Annotated in this window: 13 protein-coding genes; 2 read left to right on the top strand and 11 right to left on the bottom strand. The window is 41.7% G+C overall.

Features of this window, described 5'->3' with window-relative positions:
- Positions 1–22 precede the first annotated feature (22 nt).
- The 9 genes from miaA to N667_RS0106255 all read right to left on the bottom strand — a co-directional run bounded on the left by miaA (position 23) and on the right by N667_RS0106255 (position 9,242).
- Positions 23–970, bottom strand: coding sequence for a tRNA (adenosine(37)-N6)-dimethylallyltransferase MiaA (gene miaA / locus N667_RS0106295; protein ID WP_027408788.1), 948 nt, complete (start codon positions 968–970; stop codon positions 23–25).
- A gap of 186 nt (positions 971–1,156) precedes the next feature.
- Positions 1,157–2,845, bottom strand: a complete 1,689-nt coding sequence (locus N667_RS0106290; RefSeq protein WP_232223884.1) for a methyl-accepting chemotaxis protein — start codon at positions 2,843–2,845, stop codon at positions 1,157–1,159.
- A gap of 128 nt (positions 2,846–2,973) precedes the next feature.
- Entirely contained in the window at positions 2,974–4,317 is a 1,344-nt protein-coding gene (locus N667_RS0106285) for an MFS transporter (protein ID WP_027408786.1), read from the bottom strand.
- Between the two features lie 127 nt (positions 4,318–4,444).
- Complete coding sequence (locus N667_RS0106280) at positions 4,445–5,986, bottom strand: MDR family MFS transporter (RefSeq protein WP_027408785.1); 1,542 nt, start codon at positions 5,984–5,986, stop codon at positions 4,445–4,447.
- 14 nt (positions 5,987–6,000) lie between these two features.
- The gene (locus tag N667_RS0106275; protein ID WP_409978173.1) at positions 6,001–6,714 is read right to left on the bottom strand and encodes a polymer-forming cytoskeletal protein; all 714 of its coding nucleotides are present in this window, start codon (positions 6,712–6,714) and stop codon (positions 6,001–6,003) included.
- 11 nt (positions 6,715–6,725) lie between these two features.
- Entirely contained in the window at positions 6,726–7,430 is a 705-nt protein-coding gene (locus N667_RS0106270; protein WP_027408783.1) for a polymer-forming cytoskeletal protein, read from the bottom strand.
- Positions 7,412–8,065 carry a YhbD family protein gene (locus tag N667_RS0106265; protein WP_027408782.1) on the bottom strand — a complete coding sequence of 218 codons (654 nt, stop codon included), beginning with the start codon at positions 8,063–8,065 and terminating at the stop codon, positions 7,412–7,414. Before N667_RS0106265 ends, N667_RS0106270 begins: the two co-directional genes overlap by 19 nt.
- A 230-nt stretch (positions 8,066–8,295) precedes the next feature.
- Positions 8,296–8,640 carry a hypothetical protein gene (locus N667_RS0106260; protein ID WP_156936091.1) on the bottom strand — a complete coding sequence of 115 codons (345 nt, stop codon included), beginning with the start codon at positions 8,638–8,640 and terminating at the stop codon, positions 8,296–8,298.
- A 149-nt stretch (positions 8,641–8,789) separates the two neighbouring features.
- Entirely contained in the window at positions 8,790–9,242 is a 453-nt protein-coding gene (locus N667_RS0106255) for a hypothetical protein (RefSeq protein ID WP_027408780.1), read from the bottom strand.
- Positions 9,243–10,366: 1,124 nt separating this feature from the next.
- On the opposite strand from N667_RS0106255, the gene N667_RS0106245 reads away from it, so the two are divergent.
- On the top strand, positions 10,367–11,077 hold the full coding sequence (locus N667_RS0106245; RefSeq protein WP_409978172.1) for a polysaccharide deacetylase family protein: 711 nt from the start codon (positions 10,367–10,369) through the stop codon (positions 11,075–11,077).
- Positions 11,078–11,464: 387 nt separating this feature from the next.
- Here N667_RS0106245 and N667_RS0106235 read toward each other — a convergent pair whose 3' ends face one another.
- Positions 11,465–13,288, bottom strand: a complete 1,824-nt coding sequence (locus N667_RS0106235) for an APC family permease (RefSeq protein WP_027408776.1) — start codon at positions 13,286–13,288, stop codon at positions 11,465–11,467.
- Positions 13,289–13,965: 677 nt separating this feature from the next.
- On the bottom strand, positions 13,966–14,850 hold the full coding sequence (locus tag N667_RS0106230; RefSeq protein ID WP_027408775.1) for a YitT family protein: 885 nt from the start codon (positions 14,848–14,850) through the stop codon (positions 13,966–13,968).
- Between the two features lie 232 nt (positions 14,851–15,082).
- Between N667_RS0106230 and N667_RS0106225 the strand changes: the two genes are divergently transcribed.
- Positions 15,083–15,940 (top strand): carboxypeptidase-like regulatory domain-containing protein, encoded by an 858-nt coding sequence (locus tag N667_RS0106225; protein ID WP_027408774.1) that lies wholly within the window; start codon positions 15,083–15,085, stop codon positions 15,938–15,940.
- The last annotated feature ends 161 nt before the right edge of the window (positions 15,941–16,101 follow it).

The raw sequence follows: 16,101 nt of genomic DNA, 5'->3' as shown, positions 1-16,101 counted from the left end.
CTCTTTTTCTCTCTACCTATCTTTATATATTCGTTTTTTGTTGAAGCTTTCCTTCTATGTATTGTAAAATTTCATCCCGTTTTTCGGCAAATTTAGAGAAATCCGTCATATCAAACCATCTGACCGCCATTTTATTGCGAAACCATGTCAATTGTCGTTTCGCGTAACGACGTGAATTTTGTTTTAGCTGCTCGATTGCCTCCTCAAACGAAAGGTGTCCATCTAAATATGCATAAATTTCTTTATAGCCGATCGCCTGAATCGATTGACAATCGCGAAGGCCTCGTTTATATAAGGCCCGCACTTCTTCAAGCAGTCCTTCTGCAACCATTTGATCCACTCGTTCATTAATGCGCTGGTATAGCTGCTCGCGCTCCATCGTCAATCCGACGATGACCGCGTCATACAGAAGTTCAGGCGTCTCTGTTTTTTGCCACTCGGTGATTGTCTTCCCGGTGCAATGGTAAACCTCAAGCGCGCGAATCACGCGGCGGACATTGTGCGGATGAATTCGCTCTGCACTTTTCGGATCGACATCTTTTAGTTTTTCGTAAAGCACCATTTCTCCATTTTCCTGCGCAATGTGCTGCAAATGGCGACGATATGTTTCATCGGAGGGGGCATCGGAAAAGTGGTAGTCATAAATGACGGATTGAATGTAAAGACCGGTTCCGCCAACGATCATCGGCAATCTGCCTCGTCTTGCAATCTCGCGGATCAACGGGCGGACGAGCTGTTGAAACTCAGCAACGGAAAACGATTCAGCCGGATCCTTAATATCGATTAAATGGTGGGGAATCCCTTCCATTTCCTCCGGCTTAATTTTGGCCGTGCCAATATCCATTCCTTTGTAAATTTGCATCGAATCGCCGCTAATAATTTCGCCGTTAAGACGTTTAGCCAGCTCAATGCTCATTTTTGTTTTTCCTACGGCCGTTGGTCCGATTAAAACGACAAGCCTTTCTCCCATGCGAATCACTACTTTCTGCACCCGTTATGTCACATTGGTTTATTATACCCAAGTGTAGGACATTTTATCACGATTTTAAACAAGAAAAAAGAGTTTCATTCTTTTTTCCTGTTTGTTCACATATAGAAAAAGGACCCTGCCTAAAGACAGGATCCTCAATTCTCTGTTTGTCTTTCTAACACAACACTATGATACTTTAAATTTTCGAATAAGGTGCTGCAAGTTTTCGGCCATAGTCGATAAAGCTGTAGCGGAAGCGGAAATTTCCTGCATGGAGGCAAGCTGTTCTTCCGTTGCTGCAGAAACTTCCTGCGTACCCGCAGCTGCTGATTCCGCCACCTGGCTCATTAATTGCATGGATTGCACAATCTGGTCAGCACCCGCAGACATCTGCTGCACAGCAGAAGAAACTTCCTGAATTTGCGCAGCGAGTTGTTGAACAGAATCTTTAATCTCTTTAAATGATAGCCCTGCTGTACGGATTGCAGAAATACCGCTAGAAGTTTCGCTTGTCGCCATTGCCATTGATTGGACAGCAGCGTTTGTCTCTTGCTGGATTCCCGCAATCAATGTCGAAATTTGTTGCGCTGATTGTGCTGATTGCTCCGCCAATTTCCGAACTTCATCTGCGACCACAGCGAATCCGCGGCCTTGTTCACCTGCTCTCGCCGCCTCGATCGCCGCATTTAACGCCAACAAGTTCGTTTGTTCAGCGATCCCTGTAATCACTTCAATAATTTGTCCAATTTGATTAGAGCGTTCTCCCAATCCTTTGATGACATCAGCTAAACGGGTCACCGTTTCGTTGATCGAGTTCATTTGGTCAACTGCTGTCCGGATAATAGAACTTCCTTCTAATGCTTTTTCCGAAGTCGCTCCTGCGATTTCCGCAACATTTTGCGTCCGGTTCGCAATATGATGGATGCCTTGGGACATTTCGTGAATGGTTTGCGATGTTTCCTCGACATTTTGTGATTGCTTTTCGACTCCTAACGCGACATCTTGCATCGTGACCGTAATTTGCTCGGTCGCTTTGCTTGTCTGCTCAGCGCTTGCTGTTAATTGCTCCGACGATGCAGCTACTTGTTCAGCATTCAATGCTACTTGGCGTATCACTTCACGCAAATTTTCAGCCATCTCATTAAACGAGCGAGCTAACTCACCAATCTCGTCTCTATTTTTAATGCGAATGGCATCACCCGTAAGATCCCCTGCCGCAATTTGTTGCGCCGCCTTAGATAACGCCACAACCGGCCGGGAAATCATTCGGCTTATATACCATGCCACTATCACGCCAACAACCATAGCGATAAGACCGTAAATGACCATCCAGCGCTGCACCGACTCAGACTTTAAAGAGTTAGCATGATTGCTTTGATCCAATAAGCGCTGCTCTAAGCTCGTTAGCTTATCGGCCGTATCATCAAATTGTTTCATCAACTCTCGGCCTTTTGTCGCCACTAAATTCGTATACTGTTGCACATTGTTTTGCTGCTTAAGCTGCATTAATTCTTTTCCGAACTGATAAAATTCCGTTTCCAGCTGATTCAACTGCGAAAGCAGCTCTTTCGCTTCATTGCGCACAACCGTTTGATTCAGCTGATTGCTCAATTGTCCATATTCGTCATGGGCTTTATCAAAATTTGTTAATGACGTGTCATCACCGGTAATTAAATAGCCGCGTAGGCTCGCCTGTTCTTTTTTGATAGCTATTTCCAACTTTTGAACCGATAGTAACTCTTGCACATTTCGATCAATTAATTTCGAATAGCTGCTATCAATTACTTTTAGTTCATAATAAGCGACGGCCACAATGATCGCTAAAATGGCTAAAACCGCCGAAAAGCCGGCATACATTTTTTTTCTTACTGTCATCTTCAAAGCTGGCTCCTCCATTCTTCAATCCGTTTTGCAGCAAACTAGATCGTACAAATAATTGCTTCCTCCACTTTTTTTATCGGATTGAATCAATAAAAGGTTTATAGCCATCACTTCATTATTTTTCATGTCCTAGCTGCATTTAGCTTTTTTGCTTGTGCTGATTCATCTCTGATGAAAAAGGAAGTCAATAGCGCCGCAATACTGCCAATAAAACCGAATAAAAACAATTGATGAATTCCCATCATAAAATCAGCTTCTTTTGTTAAAAGCGCCCCCATAATCGTAACACCGATGGCCGTGCCAATATTTCTGCAAAACATGAAAAATGATGTAGCAATTCCTTTTTCGTGTGCATCAGCCAGCTGTTGCGAACCGATCACGCCGACAGTGGAGGTAAGACCGAATGCCAATCCTTGGATGAACATGACAAAAAACACATAAAAAAATCCGTGGTGTTCGTTTAAAAGAACAAGCAATAATCCAGATACGACTAAAAGGATGTTCCCGATAATCAACAAAATGCGGTAGCCGTATTGCAAAATCCATTTTCCTGCTGGAACCGCAGCAATCATCCAGCCGATCGCCGTTCCTAAAAGAGCCACACCGCTTATAAATACCGATTGATGAACAATCTTTTGCAAAAACAACGGAATGTAGCTTGACGTCCCAAACAGTGCCATACAGCCGACAAATCCGTTAATATTCATCCATTTTAAAGTTGGTTGATGAACTAGCGTCAGCGGCACAAGCGGTGACGGTTGCTTTTTTTCGTACATATAAAATACAACAAGAAGCAAGACACCGAAAGCAGCGTATATTAACTGATTCGTTTCTACAACCGTAACAAGCAGGAGAAGCGTAATCGCGAGCCCGAACAATAGCGCCCCGATGTAATCAATCGCAGCCTTTTTCGGCTCGTACACTTCCTTGTACGGAAGAAGGGTCAATAAAGAAAGCAAGCAAATCGGAATGTTGACGTAAAAAATCCAGCGCCACGACATATATTCGACAAACAATGAACCTAACAATGGTGCAAGAACGGCCGCAAGACCCCACATTGCGGTAAAAAACGCTTGAATTTTTCCGCGTTTCTCGACCGGAAACAAATCGCCTGCAATAATAGCTGGAAACGGCATCATAAATCCGGCGCCGATTCCTTGGATGGCACGGAATATGACTAGCTGGACCATGTTTTGTGACATTCCGCATAAAAGTGATCCGATAAGAAAGAGGCCTAGTCCAAAACTAAATACTTTCTTCCGGCCAAAAAGATCGGACAACCTTCCGGCAATCGGGGAAAGAACGGTCGTCGTAATCATATAAGAAGCAAATGACCATGCATAAAGAGAGAATCCCCCTAGTTCTTTCGCAATAATAGGCATCGTCGTGTTCATAATGGTCGTGTCCATAGACGCAACAAGCATTGCCAATACAATGCTCACCATGACCGACGTCCGACTGTTCATAATCCATTCCTCCTTTTGGCTATATAGCTCAGGTATTTCATTTTACATGATTCATTAGTTTTTCTACAAAAGAAATGCTTAATAAAAATAAAACCCTTTCTCTCACAGAGAAAGGGCTTTACTCTAATTATTGCGCATTTTCTTTCTTTATTTTTGCGGATTGTCGGCTGGCATATGCCACAGTGAGCCGATCATTTGTCATAAAGAATACAAACAGCAACGTAAGCGCTGCCGGAATTAAGCTCCACATGAAAGTATGTGCGATCGAAGACGCTAACGCCGATGTAATTTGTTCAAGAATAGCGCTCGGAATATGGGCTCGCGCTTCCGGAGAGAGAATCGCTCGCGGATCGTTTGTACTCATAACCGGTCCCCCATGTGCTATTCCTTTCAATAAATGGTTCAACTTGTCTTGAAATAAATTCCGTTGAATAATGCCAAAGATCGTAATGCCGACCGTCATTCCAAGCGACCGTATGAAAGAGTTTGTTGAACTAGCTGCTCCTCTCTCCATTTCTGAGAAGTGATGGATCGCCGCCATTCCCAGCACCGAAAAAGAAGCCCCTATTCCTAATCCAACGATAATCATATACCACGTTACCGTCGCACGAGATGTTTCCGGTGTGATAGTGCTTAATAGAAACATGCCGATTGCGAATACGGCCATAAATATGATCATCACGTTGCGATAACTCATTTTGCTTGCGAAAAATCCCCCGAGCTGAGCGGATACGGTTGTCGCCAGCATCATCGGCAATAATATGAGCCCGGAGTTCGTTGCTGAGCCGCCTGTCACACCTTGAATAAAAATAGGGATATAGACCGTTGCGACAATAAAGGTGGCTCCAGAAAAAAAACCGACGAGATTGCCTGCGGCAAATAAACGATTACGAAACATGCGATAAGAAACAATCGGCTCTTGCACTTTTGTCTCCACGTAAAGAAATAATAAAAATAGCACAACAAAAGCAGAAAACAGACTAATAATGACAGAAGAATCCCATTCATACTGATTGCCGCCAAGCTCTAAGGCGAACATGAGACATACGATCGCTGGTACAAGCGTAATAACACCCAACCAATCAATTTTTTGCTTCGCATGTTTTGGCGACTCGCGATAACACAATGCAATCAATAAAAACGCTAGAAGCCCCAAAGGAATGTTAATATAAAATACCCAGCGCCAATTTAAGTAATCGGTAATATATGCGCCAAAGAGAGGACCAAATATGCTAGATAGCCCAAACACAGCGCCGAAAAGTCCGCCCATTTTTCCTCGCTTTTCCGGCGGGAAAATATCAAACATGATCGTAAATGCAATCGGAACTAACGCTCCGCCGCCAATTCCTTGGATGGCTCGAAAAATGCTAAGCTGAACGATATTTTGTGCCACACCGCATAACATCGAACCAAGAAGGAAAACGATAATCCCGAAAATAAAAAATCGCTTTCTCCCGTACATATCCGATAATTTTCCAAAGATCGGCATTCCTGCCATCTCGGCTACCATGTACGCAGATGTCACCCATACAAATTTATCAAGACCTCCTAAATCGGCAACGATCGTTGCCATCGCTGTCGCAACAATCGTATTGTCCATCGAGGCTACAAAAATTCCGAGCAATAATCCAGCTACTACCCAACCAATTCTTGTATCGTTTCTCCCCATACCGATTCTCCTTATTATATGTTCCTTTTCTCTTTTACAACGGCTTTTTCGCTTTGCTGCAAACTCGTTTTGTATTCGATAAGTTCAATATCGCATCCTGGACCGATAACGATGCGGTCTCCTCTGACAATTTTTGCACTCGTATGTTCTAAGTAAATCTCATCACCCTCGACTGTTTCTGTAATGAGCCTTGTTGAAGCGCTCGATAGTCCTTTGAAAAAGCTCATTACATTCCATTTGCTTCGTTTTACGCGGATCGTTTTGCCGCCGATTTCCGAAATGCGGCTATCAGCAAAATAAAGGGATAAATCGACTCGTTCCGCATTTAACGTATTAGCAATTTGTACAACCCCTTTGACCGAAAACGATTCGGCTTCACAATCACCGGAAACATTCATCTCTCCATACCCGTGAATCGTTCCGCCTGCGATATTTCCATCAATATGTGCGGCTCCGCGAAGATGAACATCATGCGCATTTGCATTTCCGCGAATGTCTGTCTGGCCAAATAGCTTGATCGTTTTCACACTGACATTCCCTCTTATATTCACCTGTCCAAAAATATCTAGCACTTCTGCTGTAATATTCCCGCTCACATCAGCGTTCCCGAACACTTTCCATTTCGTACATTGCACATCGCCGCTAATCGTAGCGTCACCGCGGATCGTCACATTGCGAAATGTCCCTCCTGATGTTAAAGCGGAACCATTGACTGTCAAGTTTCTCATAACTTCCCTCCTCATATTTTTTGATGCGTTCCTACCTTCGCTCCTTTATCGCATTGAAAATTATTCTGATATTCCACTCGTTCAATCTCACAGCCAGGACCAATGGTTACTTTGTTTCCTCTCACGATTTTTGCGTTTGTATGTTCTAAATAAATTTCATCGCCTTCAATCATTTCGGCTGTCAATCCGACATGAAAAAATAGCTTCTTCAAAAACGGGACTCCTGGTTGCCGAACCTCAATCGTTTCCCCGCCAATTTCCTTCGCTTGACAATGGCCATACAGCTTCACTTGAATGTTTCCCGCATTCAATAATCCGCCGATTGTAAAGCTGCCCCGTGCATCAAACGTTTCGGCCGCGCAATCTCCCGCAATATCTGTTTCTCCGTGAATATAAACCTCTTCGGCGTTCAACGTTCCCTTTACGCTCCCGTTTCCGTGGAAACGAATCGTTTTACATTCGATATTCCCGCCAATACTAGCATTTCCGCTAATTTTCACTTGTTCAGCGCGCAGCGCCCCCGTCATATGAACCCTTCCAGATACATGAGCCATTTCCGCTTTCACATTTCCTTCAATGGTCGCATTGCCTTGAATGTTCAAATCGTTGCAATCAACATCACCAAATAGCTTTCCGCTTCCTGAGACCTTGACGATATTGTATAGGCCGCCAGAAGCATGGCCGACGCCAGCAATCACTAAATCTTTTCGCTCCATTTATCCATCCCCTCCGTCACTTTTATTTTTAATTCCTCTATACAACTAGGTACATGCAACCGGGCAACGACTTTAGCTCCGTCTTCAAAATATAACTCACTTCCATTTGTAGCGAGCAGGCATGTTGAAATGCCCATTTTTCGCACGACGAGCAGTTCACAGCTTTTCCCTTGAACTTTTGTGTAATGACGCTCAAATACATCAAATACGCTTTTCCCTTCTCCCAGACTCATTTCCCCTGTCTGCAGCAGTCGATCAAATATATACAATTGAAGGAGTTGCTCAAACGAAAGCACATGTTGCTCGCCTTTTTGCTCCATATAGAAATGAAGCGCCACCTCTGAAACAATGTTACGTTTTATAACATCATCCTTATGAAGAGAAATGGTCGTTGGGTTCGGCGAAAACATGCTTGCCAATTCATCAAGTGATAAATCATCCTTCATCTGCTTGATCTTTTCAATTCTCGCCAATATTTTCTCTTTTGGAAAAAACGTTTCTTGTCCAGTAAACGTGGATTTTCGGATAAACCACTCTTCAGGAATTAATTTTTTTCGTTTCCATCGATATAACTGGCCGTATGAAATATCTGTGAGTTCCAGCAATTCTTTTTTCGAAATCAACTCTTGTTCCATTGTTCGAACACCTCCTCATCTCACATAAACAATGTAACATAACATTGTTACGTTGTAAATAGACAAAAACAAATAGAGTGTCAAAATTCCGCTTGTTTTTTAGTGTAACAATTGGCAATTTGAATAAGAGAAATCTAAAATGATGTAATTCGCTACTATAAATTTTTCCTCTGTTTACGTTGGAAGCACGCGGAACGATGAAAAGTATAAACATCCGCAATGTAAAAACGCTAAAAAAGACCGATAGATATCGGTCTTTTTTGGCGATCCTCTTCAACTATTGTGCACCTTCGTTTCATCCGCAACATCAACTTTTCATTGGCAATCAGTGAATCGCCAACATTAGTAGGTCCCTTGGCCATGATGATAACCGTGGCCTGGATAGTATCCACCGTGGCCATGATGATAGCCGTGACCAGGATAGTATCCGCCATGACCATGATGGTAACCATAGCCAGGATAATAACCGCCGTGACCATGATGGTAACCATAGCCAGGATAATAACCGCCGTGACCATGGTGATAGCCGTAGCCCGGATAGTATCCGCCATGGCCGTGGTGATAATAACCGCCATATCCTCCATCCATTTGTCTTTCCATTTTATTCCTCCTCCCCGCTTGGCTTCAACATAGTGTATGTGTCTATATGGAAGTGGGTATAGGTTTTCGCCCATTATAAGACATAAACATTGTTTTAACTTCGTTTGACCAAGATGCCTATCAACTATTCAAGTTTACAAACCCATTTATAATAGCTCAGTAAAATGATTAATAAGATCGGATCTGCAAGCGCTGAATATCCTAAATTCCACCAGCCATAATGAAAATATCCCCAAGGTTCAGGCAACAATGTAACCATTTCGTAAATCAATATAAATATTAGCCAACAAACAAAATAAAGGAAACGTTTTAACAAGGACTTATGGAAAGGATACCAATTTAAAAACATTATATTTACGGGAGGAATAAGCATTGTCAATGTCGGAAGCCCTTCCCAATCAACTTCCTTCGTAAAATACCAATATCCGTGATACTTATGATCTACATACAAGTCAAAAAGTAATTGAAACGAGGTAGTAAATGTCCAAATATGTGCCATTTGATTTTTCGTCAACCGTCGATTTGTAAAAAAAGCAACGAAGTTAAAAACAATTACAGCAATTGATAACCCCACCATTTGAAAAAACCGCCCTTTTTATTGCATTTTTTCATAATTATTTGCCGGACGTGCCCCCCTATGCGATTATAAGTCGACAACATGAGAACATCTATCTCATGAAATTGTAGCTTGATTGTAGCTACACATTTGAAACCGTCCCAGTATGACTTGAACATATTAAAATGAAGGGGGTGGTGCTTAAAAGCTTCTAAAAAGAAAGGAAACGATATGATGGATGAGTCTATCAGTTCTTTCTCTTTGTATTCTGCCAACGGTGCTTTTTTATTTCTAGTGCATGGGGCAAAAGACAATGGTTGAGTAATTCAGGAAATGCAACACTTCGCTTTTTTCTTTAATCTAAACATTCATAGCGGATGGCCCCATTTCGGCTCATTGATCGATTAATTCTCTTTTTCAATTTTTTTAATCCACTTGTAATAACGGAGTACAATTAGCAGCAACAATGGATATGATAGTATCGAATACCATAAATTCCACCATCCGTAGCGGAAATACCCCCAAGGTTCAGGTAGCAACGTGGCGGCTTCGTACGCCGTTATAAATATAGTCCAACACATAACGTAAACAAAACGTCGGAACCATGGGGCGCTCAAAGGATACCAATTCAAAAACATCATATTTACAGGAGGGATCAGCAGGGTGCGAGCTGGTATCGATATTCCCTCCATTCCATTTGTAAAGTACCAATATGCCTCATATTTCAAACCTAAATACAGATCGACAATCCCCTGTAAACAAATAGTAAAGGTCCAAATGTGCACAATTTGGCTTTTCGTTAAGCGCCGATTTGTTACAAAGGCAATGGAGTTAAAGAGAATGATCGCGATTGTAAGCCCCCACATAATTAGAAAACCTTTCTTTTTTAATCACAGTTTCTCCAAATGGTTGACCTGTTATTCCTTTTCCGTTACTCAGAGAAGCAATCGAACAGCAAAACTTTAAATAAAAAGTAAAGTGATATCTCCCCCTTTAATCCTACATACTCACCGGGAAATCTCTCACCTCTAGCAGTATAGGTTGAGAAAGTTCGTTGCTGAATTTTGATCTATCATTAAGCATTGCCTCATTCTATACTAGCTGATAAAATGCTTTCAGAGGAACGGTTAAAGGAGAGAAACATCGTGACGCGGAAAAAAGTAGCAATATACGGGGCTGTTTTATTAGCGTTATCTCTTGCAGCATTCGTGACATATAAATTAATGAACTCAAGAACATATCAGCTGTTTGGAGGGCTTACTAGCCACGTGGATACAAGCAAGAAAGTCGTTGCGTTGACTTTTGACGACGGACCGACTAAAAACGTGGACAAACTATTGCCTCTTTTAGATCGATACAATGCCAAAGCTACATTTTTTGTCATTGGAAACGAACTGAAGAAAAACCCGCAATTAGGAAAAGAGATTGCGGCAGCCGGCCACCAAATCGGAAACCATACATATTCCCATGAACGAATGGTTTTTAAATCGCTTTCCTTCATACGGAAGGAAATTGAAACAACCAATCAACTCATCCGAAAAACAGGCTATAAAGGCGACATCGATTTTCGTCCGCCAAACGGAAAAAAACTCGTTGGTTTACCGTATTATTTGAAACAACACCATATCGAAACAATCATGTGGAGTCTTGAACCCGACACTTACTACACTTCGGTTGCCGATAAAGTGAATTATGTAAATAAAAACGTTAAGCCAGGGGATATTATTTTGCTGCATCCAATGTATGATCGTACTGACAACGAACTAAAAACGATTGAAGGCATATTAGATTCTTTATCGAAGAAAGGGTATCGATTTGTCACGGTAAATGAGTTGCAAAAGAAGCAAACGGAGTAATCATTTATTTTGATTTGACCATATGCTCTGATCCAAAAAACTAGGGGATGTGGTTAAAAACAGCTGCAAAACGAAAATTGAATGTCATATCCCCAGTAAAAACCAGTGTTTCATGTTTTTTGGTCCATCTTCCAAAAATTCAATAACCGACAAAAAAGCCGCCTTTTGCCAAGACAAGAGGCGGCTTTCTATATGAATAATGCTTTTCCTCAAACTATTTGACCCGTTTTCAAACATTCCCAAGTTAGAAGTCGTCGCCATCATTAGTACCAATTTCTAATTTCCTGCGATGTATCAAAGTCACTGGAGTCTTTGTTCACAGTCTAAATGGTTTTCGCCGCTTTAACTGCTAACCACTTTTTGTACTATTTGTAACTAAACTTCTGTTTACTTGCGAAGTTGATAAGGAACCGTTGCAACAATTACATTTTTCTTATACAGAAGGTACATTCGCAATAAAACGCTCGACTGGTTATGCAAAAAGTTATGCCAGCCCTTTTTCGGAATAAATTGAGGAATTAACACCGTCACTGTATAGTTTCTTTCCTCTGCTTTGCTTTCAATAGTGTCCACTAGCTTGGAAATCGGTGTAATAAGATCCCGATAATGAGAAATTAATGTCACAAGTCGAATGTCGGGTCTCCATTTTTTCCATTTCTCTTCCATACGAAGCATACTTTCTCGGTCAAACCCTACATAGACAGCCAACACATAATCTCCGATCACCTGAGCATAGTTTAACGATTGTTCTACTACCTTGGTGATTCCCGCAACAGGTACGATGACGACGCTCCTTTCGATTTTATCCGGCACATCATCTAGGTTAATTCGTAATTGCTCAGCTACATCATCATAGTGCTTATGAATTCGATGAAAAACAAATACAATAAACGGGAGAAAGATGAGCACAGACCAAACTTGAGCAAATTTTGTAATAAAGAAAATGCATAATACCGTTAGTGTAATAATCGCTCCCAACAAGTTCGTAAGCAGCCTCGGTATCCATCCAGCTGGCCTTTCCCGCACCCATTTCACAATCATTCCCGTTTGCGACAACGTAAAAGGAATGAACACGCCAACTGCATATAAAGGAATCAACTGTTCCGTTTGCCCTTTAAACGCGATAATCACCAAAATAGAAGCAAGACCAAGTGTGATAATGCCGTTTGAATATCCTAAACGATCACCGCGGATCAGGTACATTCTCGGCATGTATTTATCCGAAGCTAAATTATAAGCAAGCAAAGGAAAAGCAGAAAACCCTGTATTGGCAGCCAAGACTAAAATAAGGGCTGTTGTTCCCTGGATAAAGTAATAGATCATCCCTCTTCCAAATATTTCAGAAGCGAGTTGAGACACAACGGTTTCCTCTGCTTTCGGGGCAATTCCATACCAGTATGCTAAGAAAGTAACTCCTACAAATAGAATAGCAAGGATAACCCCCATCATCATTAACGTTCTAGCAGCATTTTTTGCCGCTGGCTCCTTAAAGTTTGGAACCGCGTTTGAAATCGCTTCAACCCCTGTCAAAGCAGAACACCCAGATGCAAACGCCCGCAGCAACAAAAATAATGTGATTCCGGGCACCGCGGTACCGATAGGTGTATGTAAAGTTGGCGGCACCTGCCCGTTTATAATCTTAAAAATCCCGACAGCAATAAGAATAAGAAGTGCGAACACAAACAAATAAACAGGATATGCCAAAACGGAAGCCGATTCGGTCACTCCTCTAAGATTCAAAATCGTGATAAAGACAACAAGCGCAATGGCAATGACTACTGTGTATTTATGCAACGTAGGAAACGCGGACGTAATCGCATCTGTCCCGGCCGACACGCTAACTGCTACCGTTAAAATATAGTCGACCAATAATGAGCCTCCAGCAATGAGTCCGGGATTGACGCCTAAATTCGTTTTAGAAACGACATACGCCCCGCCCCCATGCGGGTAAGAGTAAATGATCTGACGATACGATAAAATAAGCGCCACCAATAAAATAAGAACCCCTACCGCAATAGGAAGCGAATACCAAAAAGCAATAGCTCCAATCGACGCAAGAACAATTAAAATCTGTTCTGTACCGTATGCCACCGAAGAGAGAGCATCAGAAGATAACACAGCCAACGCCTTCAATTTATTCAATTTTTGCTCCCCTAGTTCGGTTGACTTCAGCGGCCTGCCGATTAGAAATCGTTTTAGCGCTAAAAACATATGTACACCACCATTATGTAAAATTTCCATAAGAATATTACCATGTTTCACAAAAAATGAATAGGTCCTAGCCTAATTATTAATATTCTTTTCACTTTGGAGGCTAAATATTTAATAAAAGACTAGGTTATAAATGGAATTATAACAAAATTTCATCCATTTTGCGCTAGCTTATCGTCAGCATTTTCTCTAGCCATTTCTTCGATTGAGAGTGAGAAAGAACGTTTGTTTACGTTTATAGAGACTGGTGAACCGATTTTGACAGTTCATTTAGCCTTAACATCAGTAACAGGAAACGATATCTAATACTGCTTTCATGGCTTTTTTACCGTATACGATGACTTCGAGTGAATATAAACGAGATGAGCAGCTATCATTAGAGACGTGTCCCCCCTCAACATTGGTAAACCGAATGATCTGCTTCATGAGCTCCGTTAACTTCCGCACAATGATTGATTCCTCCGGCCGTTTCAGCCTTTTTATCTTAAGGATCTGTGAATCTCTGTTTGCTCATGTCGTTTTTCTGCTCTTTGTTTGCATAAAAATAAAGGAGGATACTAATTATACGGAAATAGCTATCGTACTCTATACAATCAATATCCTCGCGTGCCTTGGACGTATTTAGCTTTTACATTACCTAGTCAGAAGCATTGTCCAACCTAAGCAAAAACAGCGACTTAATGGATGTCTCTTTTCTTAAAGCGCCCGCCGCGCACTTCAGCCATATCCGCTAAAGCTAAAAAAGCACTTGGATCATTTTCTGCTACAATTTCTTTAAGCTTTGCTTCTTCGAGGCGGGTAATCACGCAAAATATGACTTTTTTATCATTACCGGAGAAGGCTCCTTCTCCGCTCAAATATGTAACACCGCGCCCTAAACGGTTCATAATTGCATCTCCAATTATTTCTGAGCGATCACTAATAATCCATGCCGATTTCGACTCATCTAACCCCTTAATAACAACGTCAATCGTTTTAAAAGCGATGACATAAGCTAAGATCGAATACATCGCTCTATCCCAAGTGAAAACAAATCCAGCGGCACCTAGAATAAAGATATTAAAAAACATGATAATCTCGCCGACGGAGAAAGGGAGTTTTTTGTTGATGAGTATAGCAAGTATTTCAGTGCCATCTAAAGCACCGCCATAACGAATAACAAGGCCGACTCCCATACCTAAAATCATTCCGCCAAAAATAGTAGCTAATAAAATGTCTTCTGTGAAGGCCGGAACAGGATGGAACAGAGAGGTAAAAATAGATAAAACGATAATCCCGAACAACGTAGAAATAGCAAACGTTTTACCGATTTGCTTATAACCTAAAAAAAAGAATGGAAGGTTCAAAAGAAAAATAAAAATTCCAAGACGAAAGCCGGTTATATGTGAAAGCATAATAGAAATGCCTGTTATGCCTCCGTCAATAACTTTATTAGGAACTAAAAAAATTTCAAGCCCTACCGCCATCAGAACAGCCCCGATAAAAATAGCAGTGGCCCTTTTAATAATTTTGGCTTTAGATAATCGCTGGTGTTGCATTCTAGCCTTGCTGAATTCCGTCAATTCTCTTCCTCCTTATCTCTAAACAGTTTTGTACGTTTATTATAACATAACGGGAACATATTAACGGCAATGAACCTCCCCCCACCTACACTTTGCTTAGAGATCGGAGACTTCTCATTGGATTATGTTAAAAAATGTGCTTTTTCATGTGGACATGCGTTCAAGCGCAAATCCCCCTTATTCATACAATATAGTGACATACAATTAAATTGATTATAGGAGGATGTTGCGTATGGCAATTGTAGGCCGTTATGCTCTGGCACAGAGCACCTCGACCACAATCACGTCCCGCGAAGAACCGGTTGCCAATTTGCAATTGCAAGCAACTGACGGGTCAGATACGGGAAATATCACCGGAATCGTGCGTAGGTCAGATGGTACGCCAATTAGCTTAGCGACGGTCACACTCTTTAATTCAAATAACGCACCAATCCAACATTTAAACAGCAACTCTGCCGGCCGATTTATTTTTACGAGAATTCCTGTCGGTTCTTACTTTATTACCGCCTCTGAGCCCGGTTTTCTCACCCCGCTTCGTATTCCGGTGACGGTGATGCGAAACGGAACGACCGATGTAACGATTACGATGGCAACCGACCCAGATGCGAATAAAAATGCCGTTTTTGGAACTTTAACAAGCAGCATCGGACAGCCGGCTGATGATGCTACCGTTGAATTGTACCAAGTCGTCAATTCTACCAATCAGCTAGTTGGCATTGTCAATACAAATGCGCAAGGACAGTATTTATTTGCCAACCTGAATAATGGTACTTATTTTATAAGAGCTACAAAGACAGGGCATTTATCTACGGAAAGTACACCTGTAACTCTTTCCGGAAGCACGTTCGCCCCAGCCAACTCAATCCTGGCGGTAGATCCAGATGCGAATACAGGAACGATCAGCGGATTTGTCACTGACAAGACGACGAACCAGCCGATTGCAAACGCCATTGTAGCGCTTTATTCGATTTCGAACGGAGTGGAAACAATCGTTAGTATCACAAAAACGAATGCGGGAGGTTTGTATTTATTTGGGGATCTCCCCCCCGGGACTTATCGTGTTAAGTCGACAGTCCAAGCTCAAGGGTGAGAAAGGGGCATTTCTCCTCATCAAATGACAGGACATCATTTCGCTATAAAAAATATAGGGAAATTTTTTTTGTCCAATAAACAAAAAAAACAGAAAGTTATATTGGGAAATCTGTTCCTTATTACCTTTAAGTTGTACATAGGAAGTGCTTATGGTCATTA

Source organism: Anoxybacillus tepidamans PS2, assembly GCF_000620165.1.
Taxonomy (GTDB): Bacteria; Bacillota; Bacilli; order Bacillales; family Anoxybacillaceae; genus Anoxybacteroides; species Anoxybacteroides tepidamans_A.
This window is presented reverse-complemented; position numbering and strand designations above follow the sequence as displayed.